This is a genomic window from Myroides profundi, from assembly GCF_000833025.1.
In the GTDB taxonomy this organism is placed as follows: Bacteria; Bacteroidota; Bacteroidia; order Flavobacteriales; family Flavobacteriaceae; genus Flavobacterium; species Flavobacterium profundi_A.
Map to the genome: position 1 here is coordinate 2880405 of NZ_CP010817.1, position 22244 is coordinate 2902648.

Consider the following 22244-nt stretch of genomic DNA (forward strand, 5'->3'; position numbering starts at 1 on the left):
ACATGTCTTTTTTGTTTATTTGATAGGTCAAATGTATATATAATTTTAATACACTTGGTTAATTATTTTTATTTATTTCTTATACTTTTCAAATACTGTCTATTTAAAACAGCTTGCAAACTTAATGATAGCAAGCCTTTTAACCTATTAACAACTACAAGTAAAAATTAGCCATTTTAGCCATTGTCAGATTAAAATGAGTATCCACTTCTTCTGCATTCTTGATTGTTAAAGGGAAAGGAACCATATGACTATAGGAGAAAGGATAGTCTAAAATATCCACTCCAATAGGCACATCTCTATACGGTCCTTTTAGCATATTTAAAGCTTCTACAGCAGGGGCTACCTCATCATTTTTAAGGTTGACAGAGTAGATTTGATTCTCTAATTCTTTTAAGCGTTCTTCTCTTTCTTCTTGGTGATGATTGTAACGAAGCATTGTTTTAAACCAGCTCTCCCCTGGGTGTAACTCTTTACATTGATAGTGATTTAGGCGAGGTTCTGCTATAAACTTAGTTGTCAGTAATTGAGCAAAGACTTTCTGCATCATAATAGTTGCCTTCCCATCCATAATATACTTCGATACAGGGAACATACGATCAATAGTCATTCCTCCACAGAAGCACACTAACTTAGCATTGTTCAATATGCCATTAGGATTCGCCATCAGAATAATAATAGATAAAAACGAGCCTATAGAATATCCAAACAAATCAATAGAAGCTGTTTTAGAAAGACTCGAGAACTTACCTTCTCTTAGTTGAGTCTCCCATTGTATAAAATCGTAATATGTCTGTAATCCAGACCAAAACATACGTTGTGGATTAGCCTCCATACGTGTACTCAATGCCGCATTGACATAGCTCGTATCTGAATTCTCCTGCCAATGCATCGCTCTCTTCTGAGCCACCTCAAACATCAGTTTTCGATCAGACCATTCAAGAGGTGCTCTATCCATGTGAAAGCTTATAGGAAACAAAACTACGGCTTTTTTAGTACGTTTTGCTAACTCATACGCCCAAGGTAGATACTTATCCCACTTCTTCTCATTTAAGCCGTGAAACATGACTATTGTCTCTTCTGAAACCTCTTGCTCTAATGTCTTTAAAACAATAATCTTAAACTTCTTATTCTCCTCTACACTATAATCAGAAATATCTAATAGGTGATCTGTGTCTGTAATCAGCTTACAAAAAGTATCTTCAAAACTCTCATGATGTTCATCACAATACAATTTATCTGAACCACATAGTACATTAGCTGCTTGTGTAGATTCAAAATCGTATTTAAAGAATTCAATACCTAGTTCTTCACTTTTTATATAGTCATCTTCTGTATTAAAAAGCTTTTTGAGTTGATCGTGTAATTGGTAGTAATGCATGGCGTTAGGATTAGGTTGGTTTAAAATACTATGTATGCATAGTATTAACGCAATAACCATTGACATTATTACACAAATCAGACATTATTAATATATAATTATTTTGAACTACGACTTATATTTATCATATCACCAATCTTTTTTTCAATTAATTATAAAAAAACAATCTACTTTTTATAAGACAGACCTGATATACTACTTGCACTTCTAGGATCATACACAGACCATAAAGTCCCCCACTCAAAAGCTATACTCCACTGAGGATAAGGTGAGTTCTTTTTCTTTCCTTTCTCTCCTGACAGTTTACGCATAAAAGAATTATTGCGTTCGAAGACTTCCATTTCTTTCTTTTCTGACCAATCATCCCAAGTCTTAGCATCTCTGTCATCGCTAGTGTATATATACATACTCTCTAAGCTATCACCAAAGAAGCAAATACTAATCCGAACTTGATACCCTTCCCAATCAAAATGATTAAAACCATACCAGAAATATCCTGTATTAACATCTCTAAAGCTATCATATTTAGCCTTGTAATAGTCCGTTTGTTTTAATTCTTCTAACTGCATTCCCTTATACAGTCTACAATTAAATTCTTCTAAAACTATACTACCATTTGTTTTATCTAACATCCCCATGTGTACATTTATTAAACATTTATACTTCTATATAAAAAGCCGATAAGTTCATTAGTACTTATCGGCTTCATATTAAATATAAAAATAGCTTCTTAGTAATTAGATTTATAATCTTCTATCTCTGCAACAGTTCTGATTAACTCTGGTCCTAAATATTGATAACCATTGTCTTTAATCAAGAAATTGTCCTCAATACGGATACCTCCAAAGTGAGCAAACTGTTTTACTTTGTCATAGTTTATAAACTCTGTATATTTCTTTTCTGCCTCCCACATCTCGATTAGCTCTGGAATAAAGTAAATACCTGGCTCTACAGTTAATACATGTCCTGCTTTTAGCTCTTTTCCTAAGCGCAATGATTTAATACCAAACTGCTTCGTATCCTTAGGTTCTTCTGCTGTATATCCTACATACTGTTCTCCTAAATCTTCCATATCGTGTACATCAAGTCCCATCATATGCCCTAATCCACATTGGAAGAACATCGTATGTGCATGATTAGCAACTGCATCTTGTGCATTTCCTTTCATAAAGCCTAAGTCGATTAATCCTTCTGCTAATATCTCACATGCTTTTAGGTGTACATTTTTATACTTCACTCCAGCTTTAAGCTCTGCCTTAGCTCCTTCAAATGAGTTAAGAACTACATTGTAAAGATCGCGTTGTTCTGGTGTAAAAGTCTTATCTACAGGATACGTACGCGTCAAGTCAGATGCGTACCCCATTGGCGTCTCACAACCAGAGTCATTTAACAATAACTTACCTGATTGTAACGTATTCATTTTATAATGATTGTGTAAGATCCCTCCGTTGATTGTCACAATAGAGTTATAAGCTAACTCACAGTTATGACTCCCTGCCACATTCTGAATAGCACTAACTATTTCATACTCCTTCACACCTGGCTTAGCCATACGCATCGCAAGTAAGTGCATCTGATTAGATACTTTTAGTGCTTCTTCTATCTGTGTTATTTCTTGAGCTTCTTTGATTTCTCGTTGTGCTACGATAGCTTGAATCATCGGCACAGATGGTTTAAAGTCCACTATAGAAATATGTAGTAACTCACTTAATAAAATCTTGTTGAATGATTGGTAAGGAGGTAAGTAGTGAATATTTCTTTTCACGCTCATCGCAGTCGCTAAATAAATAGCTAAATCAGCATAAGGTCTTGTCTCTACTACACCTGCTTTCTCACATTTTTCTTTTAAAGTCTCCTGGCGCCCCATCCATACAATAGCATCCATAGACATCTCATCTCCAAATACGATTGTCTTGTGCTCATCTAAATCAATGATAGCTGCTAAATGTGGTTGTTGAATACCGAAGTAGTACAAAAACGTACTATCCTGTCTGAAATGTGAAGCATTGTCTGCAAAGTTGATTGGATTCTCTATATTTCCTAAAAACAATAAGATTCCCTTTACTTGAATATTTTGTTGAAGAACTTCTCTTCTTCTTTTATAAGTATCTGTATTAAACATGGTATTGTTGGTTTGATCCTCCCAAGGTAACAACTTTGTCTGATATATGCTCACAAATCGAGTAGTTTTTATCTAGTTGTTAGAGCAGGTGCTAATTCTTATAAATATCTATTGAAAAGAACTGTTGTACTTTATCATATACATCTTGGTCTAGCGCCACCTCTTTTAAGAAAAGCACATATTCAAAGTCCATCAATTGACGCTTGACAGGCATAGAAAGTATGTATACTACTAGCTCATCTGCGATATACTTTTGTTGTTCTTTGTTAGCAGAGTGGTAGACCTCTTTTACTAAGAAATTATAATAGGTCTTACCCTCTATCTTCTTGTTTACAAAGTGTTCGAAAGTCTTATAAACAATATTCTTAATCACCTCTTCCCACACTGATTTAACTTGTACATTATTAATGGTCAATGCCAGCCAATGTATATACTCATCATAGAACAAATCAATCTTCTTACTATACGTTCTGATACGATTCTGAAAGTCTGTCATTGTTTCAATCACAGTCGAAAAGATATCCAATGTGATTGGTTTATTAATACTGACAGTCACATAATGATTCACAGGTTCTAAAGCAATACTCATCAAGTCCATTAGCTTCTTTACATTCGCTCCTTCTAATGTTTTTCTACGTCCTGCAACAGACTTTATCGTCTGTTCCATAATCTCTCTTACCTGATCTGTGGTGTATTGTGTTTCATCAGTAGAAAAAGTAAGTAAAAATAGCTGTTCTAAAGGTTTATTCTTTTTAAAGACTTCTGACAACCATCCTGTGATAGCTTCCTTATCTACACGAAGCATTACTTCTTCTGTCTCAGTTAGCTTTTTCTTTTTAGTCTTCGTTCCTATAGTAGTGGATTTCTTTTTCATTCCTCCCCTACTCTCTTCCATAGCTAGCAATACCGCTACTTTATGGAGGCAAAGTGTTTCTCCATTAGGACAATCACAAGTAAACGCAGTAATCTTAGCAGCCTGAATAAACAACTGTACATCATAACTCTGCTCTCCATCATCTACAAAAGCTACATAGTGCCCTTTACTCTCTTGTTCTAACTCACGAACAGGTAATTGCATTGCTCTATTTTTATCTTTTGTAATTATTGATTTGATTACTTCTACTACTTTCATAATACTTTTATTGTCAGAACACAAAGTAACATATTTATCTCCACTATAACACTATTTCAAAGATCGTTTTGAGCATATACTCTTTTTCTACTCATCAGCAAATCTAGTATACTTCTATCCATCTTATTTTAATTGTGATTATAATGACCTCAGTTGAACTTATATACTCACTTATGGTCGTATAAAGTGGGACACTACCATATAAAAAAGGCTTGAGAATTAATTCTCAAGCCTTACATATCTAATTTAATACTTACTTATCCATTCATCGCTACATGAGATTCAAACTCTCCATCAGCCATCTCAATAGATAGAATATGATCTCCGAAATATGCTCCGCCTTCATAATTAAACTCTACTTCACCATCTCCAGTAAAATACAGTGACAACAGTCCTAACTCATCTCTAAACTGCTCTTCAGACAATCCTTCGTTCTTTTCACTATACACATCATACAGCTCATCTACAATAATATCTTTTCCTTCAGCATTGTATTTCTCTAACTGAACTACTACCTTATTGACATCTTTTAGAATCTCTTCTAACTCATCATCACCATTATAAATAGAAAGATTAATTACTTCTTCTCCTAAAGTATAATCCATCTCTAATGTTTCTTCATCATATTCTGATGTTTTAAAATCTTGTGCTGTTAATATCATATCTATTGTTTGTTTAATGCTTTATCTACTATACTAATCAATTCCTGTGGAGTCATAAACGTATTCATAAATGCCTCTAAACTTCCTTCATTAGTCACTTCTCTAAAGAACTCCTCATGATCTGTACCGAATAATGTAGGATTCTCTTGATTAAGATCGTCTATACAAATATAATAATGATCAGGGAAACCATAACTATAGAATAGCTGTATCATGCTTGGATATTTTGTACCTACTACTTTCTCTATCTCGCTTAGATTAACAAAATCCTCATCCATAAAATCACTACTCCACTCTTCATAATCATCCGTTCCTTCCTTATAGGGTGTAAAAGGAGTTGCTGTCCAAAACATCTGCCCTCTCCCTTCTTCTGTATGTACATAGTAATGAGCTATCATCTTATCTATAAATGCCTGTCTATCTGACTGAATCAACTCTTGATGCTCATCTAGATACTCTCCTAAACCATAGATAGGCTCTTGATCCTCTTCATCTGCCCAAGGTGTATCTTCTGGTCGTTGGTATAGTACAGTATCGAATGTAATCGCCATCAAATCTTCTGCTAATGACTTCCCTTTTACTTGACTAATATCTCCTCCTAGTGCTTGTATTCTATCTAAAATTGCTTGTTTCATTTTTCTAATCTAATCGTTTTTATCCCAAACTCTCCACTCAGAGGAACAAAACCCCGTTACCATATCTAATATATCCTCTATCTTATCTCTCCACTGAGGAACTATATCATATATATTTCCTAAATCAGTTAGTATTGCTATCACTCTTTCTTTCTTCCCACCTTTTAACTTGTATTCTTTTAAGTAAGCTAATACTTCTTTTGTAAAAGTCTGTTTTTCTTCACTTACTAGATCTAAGATATACTTTCTTAACTCTACCTCTACCTGTATTTGAGGTAACACTTTTTTTACTTGTCTACCTAAATCCTCTGTGTTGTGATAGAGAATGTGATAATCAGCCATACCAGACATCGTAGTAGAATGTGATGCATCAGCCTGACGTAGATAAACTATAGGTCTGCCTTGTGCTTTAGCATATCCTGCTTCTATACCTATGCCTATTCCCTTATCTGTAGTCTCTGCAAACAAACAACAACTCTGATCAATATCCTTCAGTGCCTGTATCATCATCTCTTTCTCTTGTGTTATATCAAAAGTGTACTGTTCAATAAACACAAAAGGAGTGTAATCAACTGCTTCTACTGCTTTCTTTATTGTATCAATAACTTCTTTCAGTTCCTTTTGCATTGAGAAACTACACGAAATATATACTTGTTTCATTCTTACTCTATCTGACTTAATATCCCTGTATCTCTAATACTCGCATCCCTAGCTAAAATTAAAGCTTTAGACACGATCTCTGTGGTCTTAGGGTCATCATCTACAAAGGGTAAAAACAACTTCCCTCTATCCTGTGTATGTACAGGTTCTATGTATAGATGTGTACCAGGTATCAAGTGAATCACACCACTACCGACATGCAAGCTATAGGTACCCTTAGTCCCTGTGATCACAAGATGACGTTCTTTGTACTCGATATTTGTTAGTTTCAATAATCTTGCTGTTTCTCTCACAACAGCCATACGCATCTGTACCGTAGATAGACTTGTCTCAGGATCTACTCCTCCAACATAAGCAACACTTACCACCAAGTCAAGGTCTCTCATGACCTCACTGAAGACAATAGGATTAACCTCTGTTAGGGCAATCACTTCATCTGAAGAACCTTTAGTGAATAAGATATGCTCTAAGCTAACATAGTCCCCATACTCTGCATTACTTCCTCCTGAATAGTCAATATAGACCTCAACGCGAATATCCTCTTCAAAATACAGTTTGCTGTAATTCGCATAGTATTCATACTGCCAGTTTCTTGTCTTAAACAGCCCTAAAGTCTGTTTGTCTTTGACCTGATATCCTGTATAACGATTAGAGCTACCGATATTTGTTTCCTCTGCTTCGTTGTGTAAGTACAACTCTCTAAACACTTGCTTAAAAGGTTGTTCTACCTGTTTGTCAAACAAATAAGCTTGTATATTTACCCACTGCCCACTTTGATATAAATCATAACAGTGCGCTATCACGAACTCTTCCTTTCCTTGTACATCCATTACCACCCCATCTATAGTGGTAAATACTCCCTCTACAAATAAACCGTAAACCTCACCACTTTTAAAGACTAACTTAGCCAAGTGGTGCTTGATAATCGGATGTAGTAACAACTTCTGCATCTCTGTATAAGAGAACACATCTTGTCTCAGCATTGCCTGCTCTAAGTTCAGACGAGAGCGACTATACTGTTCTTTCAGTGCCTTCTGACGTTCTACTAGATCTATGATTTGCTCATTTTTCTTTAGTTTAGCAGGTATTGCTTTTAAGGGCTTATCCCCTTTACTCTTCACCGTCATCTCTACTTTTCCCTCATCAGATACAGTCAAAGAGAATGTATACTCATCCAATACTAATTCCTTATAGTTCTCTAGAATAGACTGCACTTGTACACTCTCCATAGACCATTGAAAGCGCACTGCATCAGTATACCCTGCTGCTCTAGCGATGTTCTGCATGGCTACGTTATAGATCTTTAAATCATTCTCTTGGCGCATAGCTCCATACTTCTTAGAACCTTTCTTAAACTGTTCTAATAACTCATATCGATCCATCAAATCTCCTTCTCTATCTGTCTCAGATAAGGGGAACAACCCACATGCACGTACATAATTTCTATCGCGTTTAGAGATAACCCTCGTTTTCAAGTCTTTCATAGACACCTTGCCTAACAGTACATCTGCATACAGCTTCACACGAGTATGTCCCTCTACTGCCATAAACTTAGTTGAATCATAAAGCATCTGCCAACGTTCTTCTCCTAGTATGTGATAAAAACTAAAGAACCAATCTATATCTACTACACCTCCTTCAAACTCCTCTAACGCTATAGCAGAATAGCGTTGTATTTGTTTTTGTATCTTGTTTTGCTCCTCTTCTTGTTGGTTATCTAGCAAATGAGCGAACAGCCACCATATCGCTGACTCTAACCCTTGCCAATCTAAATAAGTCGTGATGTACTTTATCCACTGCGGACATGCTACAGCTACTTCGATCCAATGTGCTGCATTGAAATTTATCTCTGTTACTTGAGCATTAAACATCTCTTGCGTATCAGTACTTAGAGGTGTCGTTCTACGAATAAGTTTACTATAGATTTGTCCTAATTCCTTAATCGTGATTTGCATCTCTGCATAATAGTAAATACTTTCTTTAGATATCCCAGTATGCTTAATTTTATGCAATAATCCAAAGAAATACTGCATTCCTTCTATCTCCTGAAAGTCAAAGACAATATCAAATACCTTCGTTGTAGGGTTATCCCTATCCATAACCTGTTGTAAATAATACGCTTTAAACTCAACTAAGACTTGCTGTACTTTATCGGTTATAAATCGCTTTGTCAAAGGAGATAACATTGAACTGAAATAAGACTTTCTATTATCTATGTCAACTAGATACTGTATAAACTCGTCTCGCGTGATTTCATTCTTTTCATAGGCAAAAGCCATCAATTCAAAAGGTAACAGATAATAACTATCATCTACTTTATTACAATTCAATTGACGCCAACGCAATAGCCTGAAATATGCTAAACACTGTTCTTCTGTTAAGTCCTCTATAGGTATAAACTCAGCATACCAAGATAGATCTGTATAATCTACCCATGTATAGATATATTCCTCTCCATAAACAGAAGTGCGTATCTCTAAATCTAATACTTCTTGAGTAATACTATTGTATATTGTTTTTAAACCATCTAAGCAATAGGACGTTTTTTCTTTAAATGGATATTGATAGGTTAAACAAGAAAAGACTATTCCCATCGCATACCAATAGTTATCATATTTAGCTGAGAGTTCATTATAGAAATAAGGCAACTTCCTATCTAATAATGGTTTTATCAATTCAGGAACGTCTGTTTCTGAAGTAGCACAATGCAGTAAGAATAAGTCTAAAACATCTAACTTACTATCCATAAACCACTGATTCCATACTTCATACAATGGGTAATCTTGGAAGTGTTGTTCTGCTGTCCATTCATCATCACCTGAATAACCATGCATCTTCGTGAAATGTGTTCCTAAGAGTACCTTCTCTGCTTTTCCATAATTAAAATGTTCATATTCATACGTAGTATATTGTTTCATCAGATACTCTAGGCTATCTAACTCTCTTACTACCTCTTCCCATTTCTTAGAAAGTCCCCAATTATGTGCAATGCGCTGGCTAAATAAAGTATTCTCTTCCACTGAAGGCAATGTGACAGCACTCACCACAGTAGCATCGTATAATGCTATATCTGTGTCCTGTCCTTCTTTTCCTTGACGCCCAAAGTCACGCAAGAGTACTAAGTATTCTTCTTCCTCTTTCGTATACTGAATACTTAGATCATCTAACTGTGCAAGCCAATTACCTAGTTGATGGTGTATGTCATCTCTCTGAGCTAGTACTACTAACCCTTCCATTGCTGCTAAGCGCTGATTCACATTCTCGCTTCGTATTAACTGTTCTAATAGTCTATCCTTAAAATCATCTTGTCTAGAGATCAATAGATGGATAAAGTGCTGTTGTGTTTTTTTAAACTTCCCTTTAAAGTATGCTACTATTTCTTCTTCATCTTTACTTGATAAAGTAGCGATTGCTAAAAAGCGCATACAGCCAAAGGCTATTGTTTCTTTGCGCTCTTTTAAATAAGCGAAAGCTAACTCATTTTGTACTTCATAAGTAGGCTGTATCTCTCCTGTAAAACTATATCCGTATCCCTGAAGCCCATACTCTTTACCTCCAAACAACAATACGTTTAATAACTCTTCTTTAAACTCTGTAGTAAAGGTATTTCGCTTGTCTATAAACAGTCTCGCCTTCTCTGATGACTCCTCTGTCAAATACAACAGTGAAGTCAATAACTCTTCTTTATTTAACTCAAAGCTTCTGTAATAATCTGGTCTAACACTACTCTTCACGATAAGAGACTTACCATCTTTATACTGTTCGTATAAGTCATAAAACACTTGATATACCTCATCATAATTTTCTTGTTGGATAAAATACCTTGAAGCTCTACTGCCTTCCAAATATTGGTTTATTCGATTTAGCAGCATAGCGATAAACTCTTGATCTCTACTTTCTAATATTTTATTAAATAGGACAGACTCAACCGTATATTCATTAAAGTTTGATAAGAACTCTAATATTACAAGCTGAAACTTGCGCTCTACTTCCTCAAATGCACTCTCAACAAAGCCAAACGCCATCTCTCTGTATACCCATAGATAACAATGCATCAATGCATAAAACTCTTTTTCATTAAACACAGATAATTCTTTCTCGTCAAAATACTCATAGTGATTTATAGCATAGAGCATCAACTCACATAGTCGCTTTACATTATCTTGTTTGTCATCCTCTACATGACTTCTAAAGTGGTATGCTAACTCTGTACGCACTGCTTCATAACGCACCAAGTTATGAGAGAGAATAACTTCTAAAAAATACTTTAAGTTAGCTACCTGTACATGTGATAATAACCTCGTAATATCTTGTCTAATTCCCTCTTCACGACCAGCGTTTACCAATATATCTTTTACTTTCTCCCAATACTTTGATTGTTTTGAAGCCATTAACATCAATAAAAAAGAAGGTGTCCATCGTCCATGCTCATTATCCCCATCACAGATGGTATCGACTACCTCGATTAACTGCTCTTCTCCACTATCTAAAGCTACTGCCCATACATAAGGAAGATAGTTAGGTAGCGAGAGGTACATACTATACTCCACCTGCTTATGAAGTGGCAACTCTATACTATAGGAATCATAGTTATGATTATCATAGAGCGATATACCATATAATAGCCCTGAAATAACATTACACTGTTTTAAGAAAGTATGCTCTGCATTATGCCACGTCGCTTCCTTTATATCATATTGCCCTCCTAAGATATACTCATCCACTCGATCTAATAATTCCTGTACCCAAGGCGCTAGCTTCTCTCCAAAAAAGTACACCAATAAAGCATAATACTCTGCTTCTCTCCACATCCCAACAGAATTACTAGCTAACATCTCTACAAAAGTCTCATCATAACGCGTAAATACCTTAGGGCTATAAATAGAATCTTCTGGATCATTACTATTGCCAGTAAAATGTAGTCCTAACACAGCGATATGTGGTTCTAACTTTACACCTGCAAACTCTTCTTTATACACCATCGCATACAGCTCCTCATGCATCTCTGCATAAGTACGGTTCTCTACTTGATAGTCTCTTAGTATAGTTACAATATTATTATTCATTGGGATCTGTTTAAAAACTAGCTTTTAAAAAATTAAGGGGAATAAATACAAAGGCATCAGTATCATTTAATACAATGACCTCTTCTAATGACAGCAACTCTCGCTCTCCATAAAACAATAAGAACAACTGATCTTCATACGCCTGTATCACACGCTGTACCTCTTCTGCTATATCTATGTCTCTATATTTCTCAGGAGAAGTAAAGCGAAGTTTACTAGTGAATAGAATATGATCTAAGGCTTCTTGTGTAGCAGTTAACTGCTCTATGATATTGCGCTGTTTGAACTTATGTATATGTTGTTCTACCTGCTGTGTCACTACGGCTTTAAGAAACTTGCTTACTGTGACAGCATCTGTAGGTACTACTATCACTATCGTAAATCCCTCTACCTCAACACTTAGTCTATTTATTTGTTTGATCTGTATATTCACTTGCTTTACAGTCATAATCTCTTTCTTTTTCAAAGAGGAAAGATAAGACTTTTAACAAAAAGGTAAGTAGCTATAACTGGCTATATTCTATAGCAAATCAAACATATTGACACTTCAATAATACTCACACAGCGTTCTTCTACTTGCCGTTATCGGCAAAAAACTATCTAAATAGATAAATTATTTTAAAAACTTGCCGATATCGGCAAGTTTAAATTTATATTTGTATTCCATTCTTGCCGATAACGGCAAATATTACAATACATTTATGGATTATATATCAGTTAGTGACTTCTCTAAAAAATGGAATGTTTCTGAAAGAACAGTCAGAAACTACTGTGCTTTGGGCAAAATCCAAGGAGCTTTTATACTTGGTAAAACATGGAATATACCCATAGATGCTACACTACCTGAAAAAAATCAAAATAAGAAGTATAGTGACAATCCTCTTTTAAACCACTTAAAAGAGCAAAAGGATATGAAGCTAAAAGGCGGGATATACCACCGTACGCAAATAGACCTAACGTATAATTCGAATAGAATAGAGGGAAGTAAACTAACACATGATCAAACCCGTTATATATTTGAAACCAATACCATCGGAGCGACCAAAGACAGCATCAATATAGATGATATTATAGAGACAACAAACCACTTTAACTGTGTCAATCTTATCATAGATAAGGCAAAGTCTAAACTTACTGCTTCTATGATTAAAGAGCTTCACTATATCCTCAAAACAGGTACATCTGATGCTCAAAAAGATTGGTTTAATGTAGGTGATTATAAAAAACTACCGAATGAAGTAGGAGGCAATAAAACTTGTCCACCAAAAGAAGTAGCTGATAAAATGAAAGATCTATTGACTACATATCACCTTATAAAAAACAAAACAATCGAAGATATTATAGACTTTCACTACCAATTCGAGATTATCCATCCATTCCAAGATGGCAATGGGCGTATCGGTCGTCTCATTATGTTTAAAGAATGCCTTGCTAATAATATTGTCCCTTTTATTATCGAGGATGACATCAAGATGTTTTATTACCGAGGTTTACAAGAATGGCCAACTATTAAAGAGTATTTACTAGACACTTGTCTATCCGCTCAAGATGACTATAAAGCCCTTCTACAATACTTTGAAATTGAACATCTATAACTAGTATATAATAGTGATTTAAGACAACTAATGAGTGATTATATTTCGTACCTTAATACTATATTTAACACCTGTTATACTCATGGAAAAAGCTATCAAAATCACTATTGCAGTTTTACTCTTAATGTGTCTTTTAAAGTTGCCTTATGGATTCTATCAATTCGTCCGTTTTGTGGCCTGTATAGGATTTAGTTACTTTGCATACAAATCTTATTATAGAGAAGAAAAAACGGAGATGTTTATCTTTATTGTACTAGCGCTACTGTTCCAGCCTTTTTTAAAAGTCGCTCTTGGTCGTAGTATTTGGAATATAGTGGATGTCATAGTTGCTATTGGTTTATTTATCAATATCCCTAACAGCAATAAAAAAATAAACCGCGAATAGAATTAATCCATCCGCGGTTATAAATTATTTTAATGACTAAAACTCATATACATCTAACTTCTGCTCTTGATCGAAGACCACCTCAGCATGTCCACTCGGTGCATCATACTTCGCTTTCTCTACTACAGATGGATTAGAAGGATATGTACCATTAGCATATACTAGTGATTTCCATTCTCCATCTGATTTTACAGTTAAGACTTTCCAATCATTCTCTACAGTAGGCTCTACAAAAATAGCTCCTTGCATCACTGTAAACTTCGTGATTAACTTATAATCAGACCCAAGTAGCAAGGTAGTACACCCACCTGATCCACAGAAATAAGTACCTGTAAGACTTACAAAGATTTCTTTCTTACCATCTCCATTTAGATCAATAGCATACAGCTTAAACTGACGATCTGTATCTGTCATCACTTTTAAATCTGCTTCTGTCAGAAACGCATTCTTTAAAAAATTACTTACTCCTAATACAATATCTGATCCTACAGCATCAGCTTTAGGCTCCTGAAATTCTATTACCTCTTCTAAAGGTTCTATGGCTTCTATCTTCTTCTCTTTCTTACAAGAGACAAATGCTATTCCAACTAATAATACAGCAACAATACTTATTCTTCTCATCTTATTTTATTCTTTTTAATGGTATACAAAGGTGACTAATTAATTCAATTGTAAAGTCTTTTTAACAACAATTTGATTTTCTTCTCTGCAAAAAAACAGCGTTACTTTTTTACTATTTCACTAATTATTCAATTGATAAAGTTATTATTTTAAACTTCTACTCAACTTTTTTTCTCTAAAAAGAGTATTTATCCGTTTTTTGAGCAAAAAAACAAAAAACATAAACTCTTTTTTTTATTCCCCAAAAAACACAACATACTTAATAACAATACATTACAAAAACAATTAGTAAATACATAAAAATACAATCATGCTATAACCCTAGTAAAATAGAGGCTTCAATGCAAATCCTTCGACAATACATGGACAATAACCCGAGAATGGTGGAGCTGAAGCAAGCTTTGTCCAACAATGCTCCTTTTATACTCCATGTATTCTCCTTTGATGAAAGACTCTTATTTCATAATCATTAAATCTTGATATTATTGGTATTTTGCTTATTAGAGATTGAAAAAACACTTTTCTTTTTTCTTTTACCTCTGTATCACCCTATCTATATTCACTATCCTGTTGCAACAAAAAAAGCCTTGAAGCTAGTGCTTCAAGGCTTATATATATTCTTTTATGTCTTATTTCTTCTTCGCTATCCCTCTGATTACTTTCGCTATTCCTCTGTGATATAGACCTTCTGACAGCTCTATATCTACCTCTTCTATATTGATAAATTCGAAATCGCAGAAATCCTCTTTTAATTCTTCTAGACTATACAGCATCATAGGATTACTAGGTCCTCCTACATTGGGATTCTCTTTTTGGTTATAGATATGCTCTTTAGCAAAGGCTTCTAATATTAATGTTCCGCCTGCTTTGACATAACTTCCTAACTGTCTATGATAGGTTCTCCTTATACTCTCTGGAAAATGAGCATAAATCAACGCAACTGCATCCACTGATGCTAATTCGTAAGATAACGATTCAACATCACTGACAAGATAGTCAATCTCTATACGGTATTGTTTAGCTAATTGAAGTGCTTTATTTCTAGCTTCTATACTTTGATCAAAGGCTTTTACACTCCATCCTTTTTGCGCTGCATATACCGCATTCCTCCCCTCTCCCTCAGCTGCCATTAATATAACCTCCTTGTCACGACTAGACTTGAGTACTTCTTCTAGATAGGCATTAGGCGCTATCCCGTAAGCATATTCTTGTTCTTTATATCGCTCATCCCAAAACTCTTTCATGCTTATCTTCCTTTTACATTAGCGACTTTAGTCCATGTTCCACCATTGATCACTTGTGTGTATCCTTTCTGCTCTAGTATACGCTTCGCTTGACCACTACGCATTCCACTTCTACAGAATACGACAATCTTATTTTCTTTAGGTAATTTATGCAACTGTGATCCCAATGTATCTAATGGAATATTCAGAGCGCCAGGTACAGAACCACTTTTAAACTCTCCCACTGTACGTACATCTACCAGCATAGCTCCTTCCTGAATATAAGCGAATAGTAACTCGCCCTTATCTAATCCTAATAACTTATTTATAAAACCAAACATAGTCCATTGTTGTTTAAAAGAGTAAAGGTATTATCTCCCCAACAGATATAGTGTAACCTAAGTTACCTAACGATAAAAAAGGCTAGCTACTAGCTAACCTTTAGTTTATTTACTTTAAAATTGGCTTTAATAATTCAACAGCTCTTTTGCCCTCTTCTTCTAACAAGACAACCGCTGGTGTCATTCCAAAATATCCTCCTCCAAAACCTGTTCTCGCTTCTATAATCTGAAATCCGAATACGCTACCTGATGGTGTATATCGCAATGATAATCTAAATGCGCAATTATCTGGCTCTGTAGGAATCTTAGAAACAGTTTCAAAATCTAACTGATGCAAATGCTCTGATACACGATTAATAAACTCTCTTCTGAAGTGTATCTCTTTATACTTAAGTTTTTCGCCTGTTAAAGGACAAATCACTAAGATTAAATATTTATGACCTAACATTCCTTTTTGTTTTAAGAATGTAAATAAATCTAAATAGTACTCTCCTTTCTTACCGTCTTTAGGCCCAATGATAATATTCTTATTCTCTTCCATAGTTTTATTTTATTAACACTATTCAAAATTATCAAACAAACAGAACAATTACTTACACTAAACAAACATATACACACTAAAAAACAAAAAGTATCCAAAAAGTATATACCTAAGATTTGGAGGTATCAGATATTTTTATACTTTTGCTATACATAAGAATCTTAAGTATGAAAAAGCAACAACAACTTTATAAAGGAAGTCTCAATGCCATCATCATGAAACTACTCGATCAGAATGGGAGAATGTATGGGTATGAAATTACACAAAAGGTAAAAGAAGTAACCGAAGGAGAAATGAGCTTGACAGAAGGTGCTCTCTATCCTGCCCTTCACAAGCTAGAAGCTGATGGATACTTAGATGTAGAACTAGAGCGTGTAGATGGACGAGTACGTAAGTACTATAAGCTCACAGAATCTGGAGTAAAAGAAACTACTTCTAAAATGGAAGAGCTAGAAAGCTTTATCCGCAATATGCAGAACATTGTCAACCTAAAATTGACATAATTGGCAACCACCAAAGACAAAACACAATGAAAAAACTTACTATAAATCAACAACAGCTAATTATCGCTGAGATAGCAAGATATAATGTGCGTTATGCCAATCTTAAAGAAGAATTGACAGACCATATCTTCTGTGAAATAGAAGAGCTATATCATACAGGATACGAGTTTGAACAAGCTTTTATACAAGTATTTGATAAATGGCATCCTATGCTGACTCCTAGAAAAGACTTTAAGTATAGACACGTCCCTTCTTTTATCTCTAATACGTGGTATCGTAGAGATGATAACAGATGGAGAATAGCAGGTGTTATCACCTCTCTATTTGCCGTAATAAACCTATTCATTCTAAAATTGGATAATATTACATACACTACTAGCTTTTTTACAATTAGTTTGATAGGTCTTGTATTATCTGTTTTTCTACTTATTAAGAATAGAAAGAGACAGCACTATAGAGCTTCTTATTTGATTCTAAAAGCGATGGTATCTGGAGGAATACTACTAGTATCCACTTTTGTATTAAGAATAAAAATTGAGTCTTTTAGGGTTAATGACTTTCATGTAGAGAATTTTAACTTACTCTCATTAATTGTTCTATACCACTGTATCAATATTATACTGTTATCTATGGAGAATAGTAAACAACAACGAACACAGATTGCTTAAAAAAAGAAAATGCTATGAAAACATTAAGTAACCTAGAAATAAAACAAATAGAATGTGAGATAAATGAATATAATATTCAATATGAAGATATTATAGCAGAAGTGACTGATCATATTATATGTGAAATAGAATATGAAATGAATCAACATAACCTTGACTTTGATAATGCATTCATATTAGTATTTAATAAATGGCGACCTATGTTAAGGCCTAATCTAAGTTCTAAATACAATGATATCCCTTCTTTTATCTCTAATTCGTGGACAGAAAAAGAGAGTGCTAGATGGAAAATAGCTGGAGCCCTGACAGCGTTATTTGGTGTATTCTACTTCAGTATCTCATATTGGACTAGGTATGACTTACTTCTGTTTGCTGTAGTGCTATTAGGGATTACTGTCTTGTTATCTTTTAATATGTTTAGATTCTTAAAAAAGACACAGAATTATAGAAGCTTTTATTTAAAGACCTTATCTAAAAAACAAAGTATTAATGTCTTAGTATTTATGGGGCTTACTGTATATGAGCTATCTAGATATATTAGTAAACCTAACACCGACTTTGGTACTCTGATAATAGGATTAATAGCAATCTATACGTTCATAAATACTGTATTGATCTACAGAGAAAGCTTGAAGCTGATAAAAAACTAAAAAAGAAAAGGCTATGAAAACACTACAACCACTAGAACTAGATAAAATTAGACAAGAACTAATCAACCACAAGGTTGAATACATAGAGGTAATAGAAGAACTGACAGACCATATCGCTAATAGTATTGAGCAACAATGGAGTGAATCTAATACTCAAATAACTTTTGAAGAGGCATTAGCTATAGAGATTAATAAATTCGGGATTAAAGGATTAAGCAAAGTACAAACTCAGATGAATAAAGCTCAAATATATGAGTACTTGCGTATCATCGGTTTAGGTATAAAAGAGTACTTTGTAACTTATAAAGTATTCTATCTACTAGCTATTTTTATTGGTTCGCTTCTACTGTTTAATATTTCAAGTAAATGGTATTTTATAGACAGAATGTTTAATGTTGGTTATTTAGCTACGATTGTAACTTTTAATCTAGTTATCATGATAGAAAGTGATAGTAGTTGTAAATTACCTTATCTGGGAAATACAAAAAGATATATTTCTAATGCGTACTATTTACTAGTAAAACAGTTAACCTATTTCTCTTTAATACCTATGATAATTCTTTGTTTTAGTAAAACTTCTCAACAGTTTATCTATTCAAACAGCGCTTTTATCTGGGTACCTAAAAGTATTCTATTTACACTCTTGTTGATTATCCCTTTCATCATTCTCAATAAACTGAGACCTATGATACTTAAAAAAAAGAATGAACTATCGCAATCTAAAGTGATCTAATTAATTGTCTATACCATGAAAACACTATCTACTAACCAAATAAAAGAAATAGAAGAGTTCTTAATCACTCAATACAATATCAAGTATCAAGATACTCGTGATGAGGTATTGGATCACATTGCTTGTGAGATAGAAGAACTGATGAATGAGGATTTTGGCTATGAGATTGCTTTTAAAAAGACATTTAATAAATGGCATAAAGATTTGAGTCCTCATTTATGGATTAGATATAACAATATCCCTAGATTCATAGCTAAACAATGGTTTTGGAGTGATTTTTTAAGCTTTGCTGTTATTATCACATTAGGAATTAGTATTCCATATTTATTTAAGAATAGCATCTCTCAATATAATCTAGCTGATGTACTAGTTTCTACTCTTAGTCTTTTAGGCGTACTATTAGGAGGTTTCGTATATCTTAATAATTATAAAAACAAAGGATATAGAATAAGCTTGTTAAAACGTGAAGCATTATCATATGGAGGAATATGTTTATTCTATTATATCTTATTTCTAAGTGGTGATGTTACCTATAAAATTTTACCATTACCACTATTAGCAACATTTACTCAAATATATTATTTCAGAGAAGCTCTTAAAGTAAAACATAATCCATCAAGAGTATGACAACACTATCTACTGACCAAATAAAACATATAGAAGAGACCTTAATCACTCAATACAATATCAAGTATCAAGATACTCGTGATGAGGTGTTAGATCATATTGCTTGTGAGATAGAAGAGCTGATGAATGAGGGAAATGAATATGAAAACGCTATGGAATTAGTATTTAAAAATTGGCATTCAAAACTATTACTAGAACATTTTGGAGTCTATAAAGGTATCCCAAAGTTTATATCTCGTCCAATAGTTAAACTTGTAACACAGCCTAATTGGACTGTATATCTCTTAACTTTCTTTGTATCAATTGGACTTACTGTTTTTTTTAGCATACAGAAAATAAGTGCTGTTACAGCTTTTGTGTCAATACTAACAATTACGATAACAGTAGCTACAATCTCTCTTTACAACACTAAAAGACTAAAGGGGTACTACTTAGATATATACAAACGATTATTGGTTATGGAGATCAGTGTAAGTGTTCTCTTATTTGTTCTAATGACCTTTTTAGATAACTTACTACAATTAAATTATAGTAGTATAGATTCTGTTGTTATGTATCACTTTACAATTACTTGGTATCATATCTATTTATTCAGAAACTTGATAAAAAAAGGTGAATTAAGCACCTCTTAACTATTAAATCAACACTATTATGACAACACTTACTACTGACCAAATAAAACATATAGAAGGGACCTTAATCACTCAATACAATATCAAGTATCAAGATACTCGTGATGAGGTACTAGATCATATTTCTTGTGAGATAGAAGAGCTGATGAATGAAGGTCCTTATTTTCACGAGGCTAGTAAAATAACAATAGCTAAATGGCATAGTCAATTAAAGCCTTCTAATTGGGTAATCAACAAAACGCCTAGATTTATAGTCAGTCCATTAATTGTAAAAGACATGCAAAGCATTGGATTACTATTTATTTTGGCTGTATTCACTACCTCTATAATTCATGTCTTTATCAAAGATCAATTATTCATCTTAGGACTTGCTTTAGCTATCACAGCTTTTCCTATGTTAGTAATGGGTTACCTCAAGTATAAAAAGAATCATTACGCGAACTTTAAACTGGATTACTACACCGAACATATCAAAGGCGTTGCTTGGTTTAGTTTATTTGTTTTAGATGGCATGGTAGCTTTATATTATAGTTTCACGAGTACTTTTTCGATAGTTTACTTAAACCTAATATTCTTACTACTAGCTATATTCTTATCGAGTATAGCTATGTATTTGACCTTAAAACACAACCAAGAATACAACAGTGTTTCATCTAAAATATTGTAATTATGAAAACACTTACTATTGATCAAATAAAAGAGATAAAAGATTTTATCATCAGTAAAGATGTGAAGTATTACGAAATAATAGAAGAACTTACTGATCATCTAGCTTCTTCTATAGAAGAGAAATGGTCTGAAGGTGACAATAATAACTTAGAATATCTATTAGCTAAAGAATATGAAAACTTTGGTTCTTATAAATTCTTATCTATTCAAGAAAGTAGAGAAAAACAAAAGTTCAGAGAATATAAACATATGTTTTTTAAATCTTTAAAAGAGTTTTTCACATTTCCTTTAATAGTTACAGTTTTAGCTATAGTATTACTAATTACAGCATTACTTCATTGGATAGGTCAAGAATTTAAATTCTTAACAATGATATTTATAATGAGCCCAGTTATTGTATTCTTTTATAGCTATGCAAAAGATTTATTGTTACGCAAAAAAGTGAAGGCAAAACTACTATTAGACAGTACTTATTCATCTGTTATGAGTTTTTCGTTACTCTCAAATACAATCTTCTTTAATATCATTATGCAGGGTAAAAGGCTCTTTAACCTACCTACTACTTATGACTCTATAGGGGATTGTTTATTAATGGCTTCGGGTTTAACCTTAACTATACTTAGTATCTATGTAGGTCTTAATATCATCAAGCCAACCTACCAAAATGAAAGAGATAGAATATTAAAAACTATTAACTAGACACTTATGAAAACACTTACTACTGACCAAATACAAGCTCTACACACTTTCGTAAAGAAGCACTATGTAGAATACTATGATATCGAACTGGAGCTAGTCGATCACTTAGCCAATGGAATAGAATCTCAATGGAGAGAGGATGGTTCACTTCCTTTTGAAACAGCGTTAGACAGAGAGTTTAAGAAGTTTGGGATATTTGGGTTTAGTACAATCATTGAGAAGAAGGAGAATAGTCTTACGTATTTTTATCTTGGCATTATTCTAAAAGAAGTTCTGCGCTTCCTGCATTGGCCTAAATTACTCTTAACGAGTGCACTCTTTTATATCATATATACATCACTTAGTTATCTATCAACTATGTTTGAGAATAGAGATATAATATCTGTGATTATATGGAGTCTAATGCCTCTTGTTTTTATTTATTTTATCGTAGAGGCGGCTCAAATTAAAAAGCTTCATAAAGCGACTCAAAAGAAGTGGTTTATGGATAGAATAAGATTATCTGTAATAGCATTTCCTTTATCTGCTCTATACATCACGTATTATTTTGGAAGATTTATAGCTGATAAGTCTATTGTGTTATCAAGTGTACTTATCTTATTCGTAGGACTCTGGATATACATCACATACAATGTTATATCTCCTAAGCTCAAACTAGAAAAAGAAGCTACTATCAAGAAGTTTAACACCCTATAACTA

General features: G+C 33.6%; 24 protein-coding genes. 11 read left to right on the forward strand and 13 right to left on the reverse strand.

Annotation, left to right across the window (positions count from 1 at the left end; translation table 11 throughout):
* Positions 1-154: 154 nt before the first annotated feature.
* From MPR_RS12675 to MPR_RS12715, 9 genes are all read right to left on the reverse strand, one after another.
* On the reverse strand, positions 155-1441 hold the full coding sequence (locus MPR_RS12675; RefSeq protein ID WP_041893141.1) for a DUF6051 family protein: 1287 nt from the start codon (positions 1439-1441) through the stop codon (positions 155-157).
* A gap of 107 nt (positions 1442-1548) precedes the next feature.
* On the reverse strand, positions 1549-2019 hold the full coding sequence (locus tag MPR_RS12680) for a hypothetical protein (protein ID WP_041893143.1): 471 nt from the start codon (positions 2017-2019) through the stop codon (positions 1549-1551).
* A gap of 92 nt (positions 2020-2111) precedes the next feature.
* Positions 2112-3557 (reverse strand): aminopeptidase P family protein, encoded by a 1446-nt coding sequence (locus MPR_RS12685; protein WP_041893146.1) that lies wholly within the window; start codon positions 3555-3557, stop codon positions 2112-2114.
* 37 nt (positions 3558-3594) lie between these two features.
* The gene (locus tag MPR_RS12690) at positions 3595-4635 is read right to left on the reverse strand and encodes a hypothetical protein (RefSeq protein WP_041893147.1); all 1041 of its coding nucleotides are present in this window, start codon (positions 4633-4635) and stop codon (positions 3595-3597) included.
* Positions 4636-4892: 257 nt separating this feature from the next.
* On the reverse strand, positions 4893-5297 hold the full coding sequence (locus MPR_RS12695) for a DUF2262 domain-containing protein (protein WP_041893149.1): 405 nt from the start codon (positions 5295-5297) through the stop codon (positions 4893-4895).
* A gap of 2 nt (positions 5298-5299) precedes the next feature.
* On the reverse strand, positions 5300-5932 hold the full coding sequence (locus MPR_RS12700) for a hypothetical protein (RefSeq protein ID WP_041893150.1): 633 nt from the start codon (positions 5930-5932) through the stop codon (positions 5300-5302).
* A gap of 9 nt (positions 5933-5941) precedes the next feature.
* The gene (locus MPR_RS12705) at positions 5942-6592 is read right to left on the reverse strand and encodes a hypothetical protein (protein ID WP_041893151.1); all 651 of its coding nucleotides are present in this window, start codon (positions 6590-6592) and stop codon (positions 5942-5944) included.
* 2 nt (positions 6593-6594) lie between these two features.
* On the reverse strand, positions 6595-11658 hold the full coding sequence (locus MPR_RS12710; protein WP_041893153.1) for a DUF4132 domain-containing protein: 5064 nt from the start codon (positions 11656-11658) through the stop codon (positions 6595-6597).
* 10 nt (positions 11659-11668) lie between these two features.
* Positions 11669-12106 carry a hypothetical protein gene (locus tag MPR_RS12715; RefSeq protein ID WP_041895498.1) on the reverse strand — a complete coding sequence of 146 codons (438 nt, stop codon included), beginning with the start codon at positions 12104-12106 and terminating at the stop codon, positions 11669-11671.
* A gap of 253 nt (positions 12107-12359) precedes the next feature.
* On the opposite strand from MPR_RS12715, the gene MPR_RS12720 reads away from it, so the two are divergent.
* Both MPR_RS12720 and MPR_RS12725 read left to right on the forward strand, forming a co-directional pair.
* The gene (locus tag MPR_RS12720; protein WP_041893155.1) at positions 12360-13253 is read left to right on the forward strand and encodes a Fic family protein; all 894 of its coding nucleotides are present in this window, start codon (positions 12360-12362) and stop codon (positions 13251-13253) included.
* A gap of 82 nt (positions 13254-13335) precedes the next feature.
* Complete coding sequence (locus MPR_RS12725) at positions 13336-13638, forward strand: DUF6804 family protein (protein WP_041893156.1); 303 nt, start codon at positions 13336-13338, stop codon at positions 13636-13638.
* 36 nt (positions 13639-13674) lie between these two features.
* On the opposite strand, the gene MPR_RS12730 is transcribed toward MPR_RS12725, so the two are convergent.
* The 4 genes from MPR_RS12730 to MPR_RS12745 all read right to left on the reverse strand — a co-directional run bounded on the left by MPR_RS12730 (position 13675) and on the right by MPR_RS12745 (position 16364).
* Positions 13675-14259, reverse strand: a complete 585-nt coding sequence (locus MPR_RS12730; protein ID WP_041893158.1) for a hypothetical protein — start codon at positions 14257-14259, stop codon at positions 13675-13677.
* A 629-nt stretch (positions 14260-14888) separates the two neighbouring features.
* A complete protein-coding gene (locus MPR_RS12735; RefSeq protein WP_041893159.1) occupies positions 14889-15503 on the reverse strand; it encodes a class I SAM-dependent methyltransferase in 615 nt (204 codons plus the stop codon).
* A gap of 2 nt (positions 15504-15505) precedes the next feature.
* Positions 15506-15823 carry a rhodanese-like domain-containing protein gene (locus tag MPR_RS12740; RefSeq protein WP_041893161.1) on the reverse strand — a complete coding sequence of 106 codons (318 nt, stop codon included), beginning with the start codon at positions 15821-15823 and terminating at the stop codon, positions 15506-15508.
* Between the two features lie 109 nt (positions 15824-15932).
* Positions 15933-16364: a hypothetical protein gene (locus tag MPR_RS12745; protein WP_041893163.1), complete on the reverse strand. Its 432-nt coding sequence runs from the start codon at positions 16362-16364 to the stop codon at positions 15933-15935.
* 167 nt (positions 16365-16531) lie between these two features.
* Here MPR_RS12745 and MPR_RS12750 point away from each other — a divergent pair, with 167 nt between their 5' ends.
* From MPR_RS12750 to MPR_RS12790, 9 genes are read left to right on the forward strand one after another with little or no spacing between them, the layout of a single operon-like run.
* Positions 16532-16867: a PadR family transcriptional regulator gene (locus MPR_RS12750; protein WP_006258534.1), complete on the forward strand. Its 336-nt coding sequence runs from the start codon at positions 16532-16534 to the stop codon at positions 16865-16867.
* Positions 16868-16893: 26 nt separating this feature from the next.
* Complete coding sequence (locus MPR_RS12755; protein WP_041893164.1) at positions 16894-17535, forward strand: hypothetical protein; 642 nt, start codon at positions 16894-16896, stop codon at positions 17533-17535.
* A 14-nt stretch (positions 17536-17549) separates the two neighbouring features.
* Complete coding sequence (locus tag MPR_RS12760) at positions 17550-18185, forward strand: hypothetical protein (protein WP_041893166.1); 636 nt, start codon at positions 17550-17552, stop codon at positions 18183-18185.
* A 13-nt stretch (positions 18186-18198) separates the two neighbouring features.
* A complete protein-coding gene (locus MPR_RS12765) occupies positions 18199-18918 on the forward strand; it encodes a hypothetical protein (protein ID WP_041893167.1) in 720 nt (239 codons plus the stop codon).
* A 15-nt stretch (positions 18919-18933) separates the two neighbouring features.
* Positions 18934-19545 carry a hypothetical protein gene (locus MPR_RS12770; protein ID WP_041893168.1) on the forward strand — a complete coding sequence of 204 codons (612 nt, stop codon included), beginning with the start codon at positions 18934-18936 and terminating at the stop codon, positions 19543-19545.
* Positions 19542-20177 (forward strand): hypothetical protein, encoded by a 636-nt coding sequence (locus MPR_RS12775; RefSeq protein ID WP_041893169.1) that lies wholly within the window; start codon positions 19542-19544, stop codon positions 20175-20177. The genes MPR_RS12770 and MPR_RS12775 overlap by 4 nt, the downstream gene beginning before the upstream one ends.
* A gap of 19 nt (positions 20178-20196) precedes the next feature.
* A complete protein-coding gene (locus tag MPR_RS12780; RefSeq protein ID WP_041893171.1) occupies positions 20197-20844 on the forward strand; it encodes a hypothetical protein in 648 nt (215 codons plus the stop codon).
* 2 nt (positions 20845-20846) lie between these two features.
* A complete protein-coding gene (locus MPR_RS12785; RefSeq protein WP_041893172.1) occupies positions 20847-21545 on the forward strand; it encodes a hypothetical protein in 699 nt (232 codons plus the stop codon).
* 6 nt (positions 21546-21551) lie between these two features.
* A complete protein-coding gene (locus tag MPR_RS12790) occupies positions 21552-22241 on the forward strand; it encodes a hypothetical protein (RefSeq protein WP_041893174.1) in 690 nt (229 codons plus the stop codon).
* The last annotated feature ends 3 nt before the right edge of the window (positions 22242-22244 follow it).

What these genes read in the sequence shown, in the direction of transcription:
- MPR_RS12675 (WP_041893141.1), bottom strand. Translation starts at nt 1,441, where the DNA reads ATGGTTATTGCGTTAATACTATGCATACATAGTATTTTAAACCAACCT.
- MPR_RS12680 (WP_041893143.1), bottom strand. Translation starts at nt 2,019, where the DNA reads ATGGGGATGTTAGATAAAACAAATGGTAGTATAGTTTTAGAAGAATTT.
- MPR_RS12690 (WP_041893147.1), bottom strand. Translation starts at nt 4,635, where the DNA reads ATGAAAGTAGTAGAAGTAATCAAATCAATAATTACAAAAGATAAAAAT.
- MPR_RS12695 (WP_041893149.1), bottom strand. Translation starts at nt 5,297, where the DNA reads ATGATATTAACAGCACAAGATTTTAAAACATCAGAATATGATGAAGAA.
- MPR_RS12700 (WP_041893150.1), bottom strand. Translation starts at nt 5,932, where the DNA reads ATGAAACAAGCAATTTTAGATAGAATACAAGCACTAGGAGGAGATATT.
- MPR_RS12705 (WP_041893151.1), bottom strand. Translation starts at nt 6,592, where the DNA reads ATGAAACAAGTATATATTTCGTGTAGTTTCTCAATGCAAAAGGAACTG.
- MPR_RS12710 (WP_041893153.1), bottom strand. Translation starts at nt 11,658, where the DNA reads ATGAATAATAATATTGTAACTATACTAAGAGACTATCAAGTAGAGAAC.
- MPR_RS12715 (WP_041895498.1), bottom strand. Translation starts at nt 12,106, where the DNA reads ATGACTGTAAAGCAAGTGAATATACAGATCAAACAAATAAATAGACTA.
- MPR_RS12720 (WP_041893155.1), top strand. Translation starts at nt 12,360, where the DNA reads ATGGATTATATATCAGTTAGTGACTTCTCTAAAAAATGGAATGTTTCT.
- MPR_RS12725 (WP_041893156.1), top strand. Translation starts at nt 13,336, where the DNA reads ATGGAAAAAGCTATCAAAATCACTATTGCAGTTTTACTCTTAATGTGT.
- MPR_RS12730 (WP_041893158.1), bottom strand. Translation starts at nt 14,259, where the DNA reads ATGAGAAGAATAAGTATTGTTGCTGTATTATTAGTTGGAATAGCATTT.
- MPR_RS12735 (WP_041893159.1), bottom strand. Translation starts at nt 15,503, where the DNA reads ATGAAAGAGTTTTGGGATGAGCGATATAAAGAACAAGAATATGCTTAC.
- MPR_RS12740 (WP_041893161.1), bottom strand. Translation starts at nt 15,823, where the DNA reads ATGTTTGGTTTTATAAATAAGTTATTAGGATTAGATAAGGGCGAGTTA.
- MPR_RS12745 (WP_041893163.1), bottom strand. Translation starts at nt 16,364, where the DNA reads ATGGAAGAGAATAAGAATATTATCATTGGGCCTAAAGACGGTAAGAAA.
- MPR_RS12750 (WP_006258534.1), top strand. Translation starts at nt 16,532, where the DNA reads ATGAAAAAGCAACAACAACTTTATAAAGGAAGTCTCAATGCCATCATC.
- MPR_RS12755 (WP_041893164.1), top strand. Translation starts at nt 16,894, where the DNA reads ATGAAAAAACTTACTATAAATCAACAACAGCTAATTATCGCTGAGATA.
- MPR_RS12760 (WP_041893166.1), top strand. Translation starts at nt 17,550, where the DNA reads ATGAAAACATTAAGTAACCTAGAAATAAAACAAATAGAATGTGAGATA.
- MPR_RS12765 (WP_041893167.1), top strand. Translation starts at nt 18,199, where the DNA reads ATGAAAACACTACAACCACTAGAACTAGATAAAATTAGACAAGAACTA.
- MPR_RS12770 (WP_041893168.1), top strand. Translation starts at nt 18,934, where the DNA reads ATGAAAACACTATCTACTAACCAAATAAAAGAAATAGAAGAGTTCTTA.
- MPR_RS12775 (WP_041893169.1), top strand. Translation starts at nt 19,542, where the DNA reads ATGACAACACTATCTACTGACCAAATAAAACATATAGAAGAGACCTTA.
- MPR_RS12780 (WP_041893171.1), top strand. Translation starts at nt 20,197, where the DNA reads ATGACAACACTTACTACTGACCAAATAAAACATATAGAAGGGACCTTA.
- MPR_RS12785 (WP_041893172.1), top strand. Translation starts at nt 20,847, where the DNA reads ATGAAAACACTTACTATTGATCAAATAAAAGAGATAAAAGATTTTATC.
- MPR_RS12790 (WP_041893174.1), top strand. Translation starts at nt 21,552, where the DNA reads ATGAAAACACTTACTACTGACCAAATACAAGCTCTACACACTTTCGTA.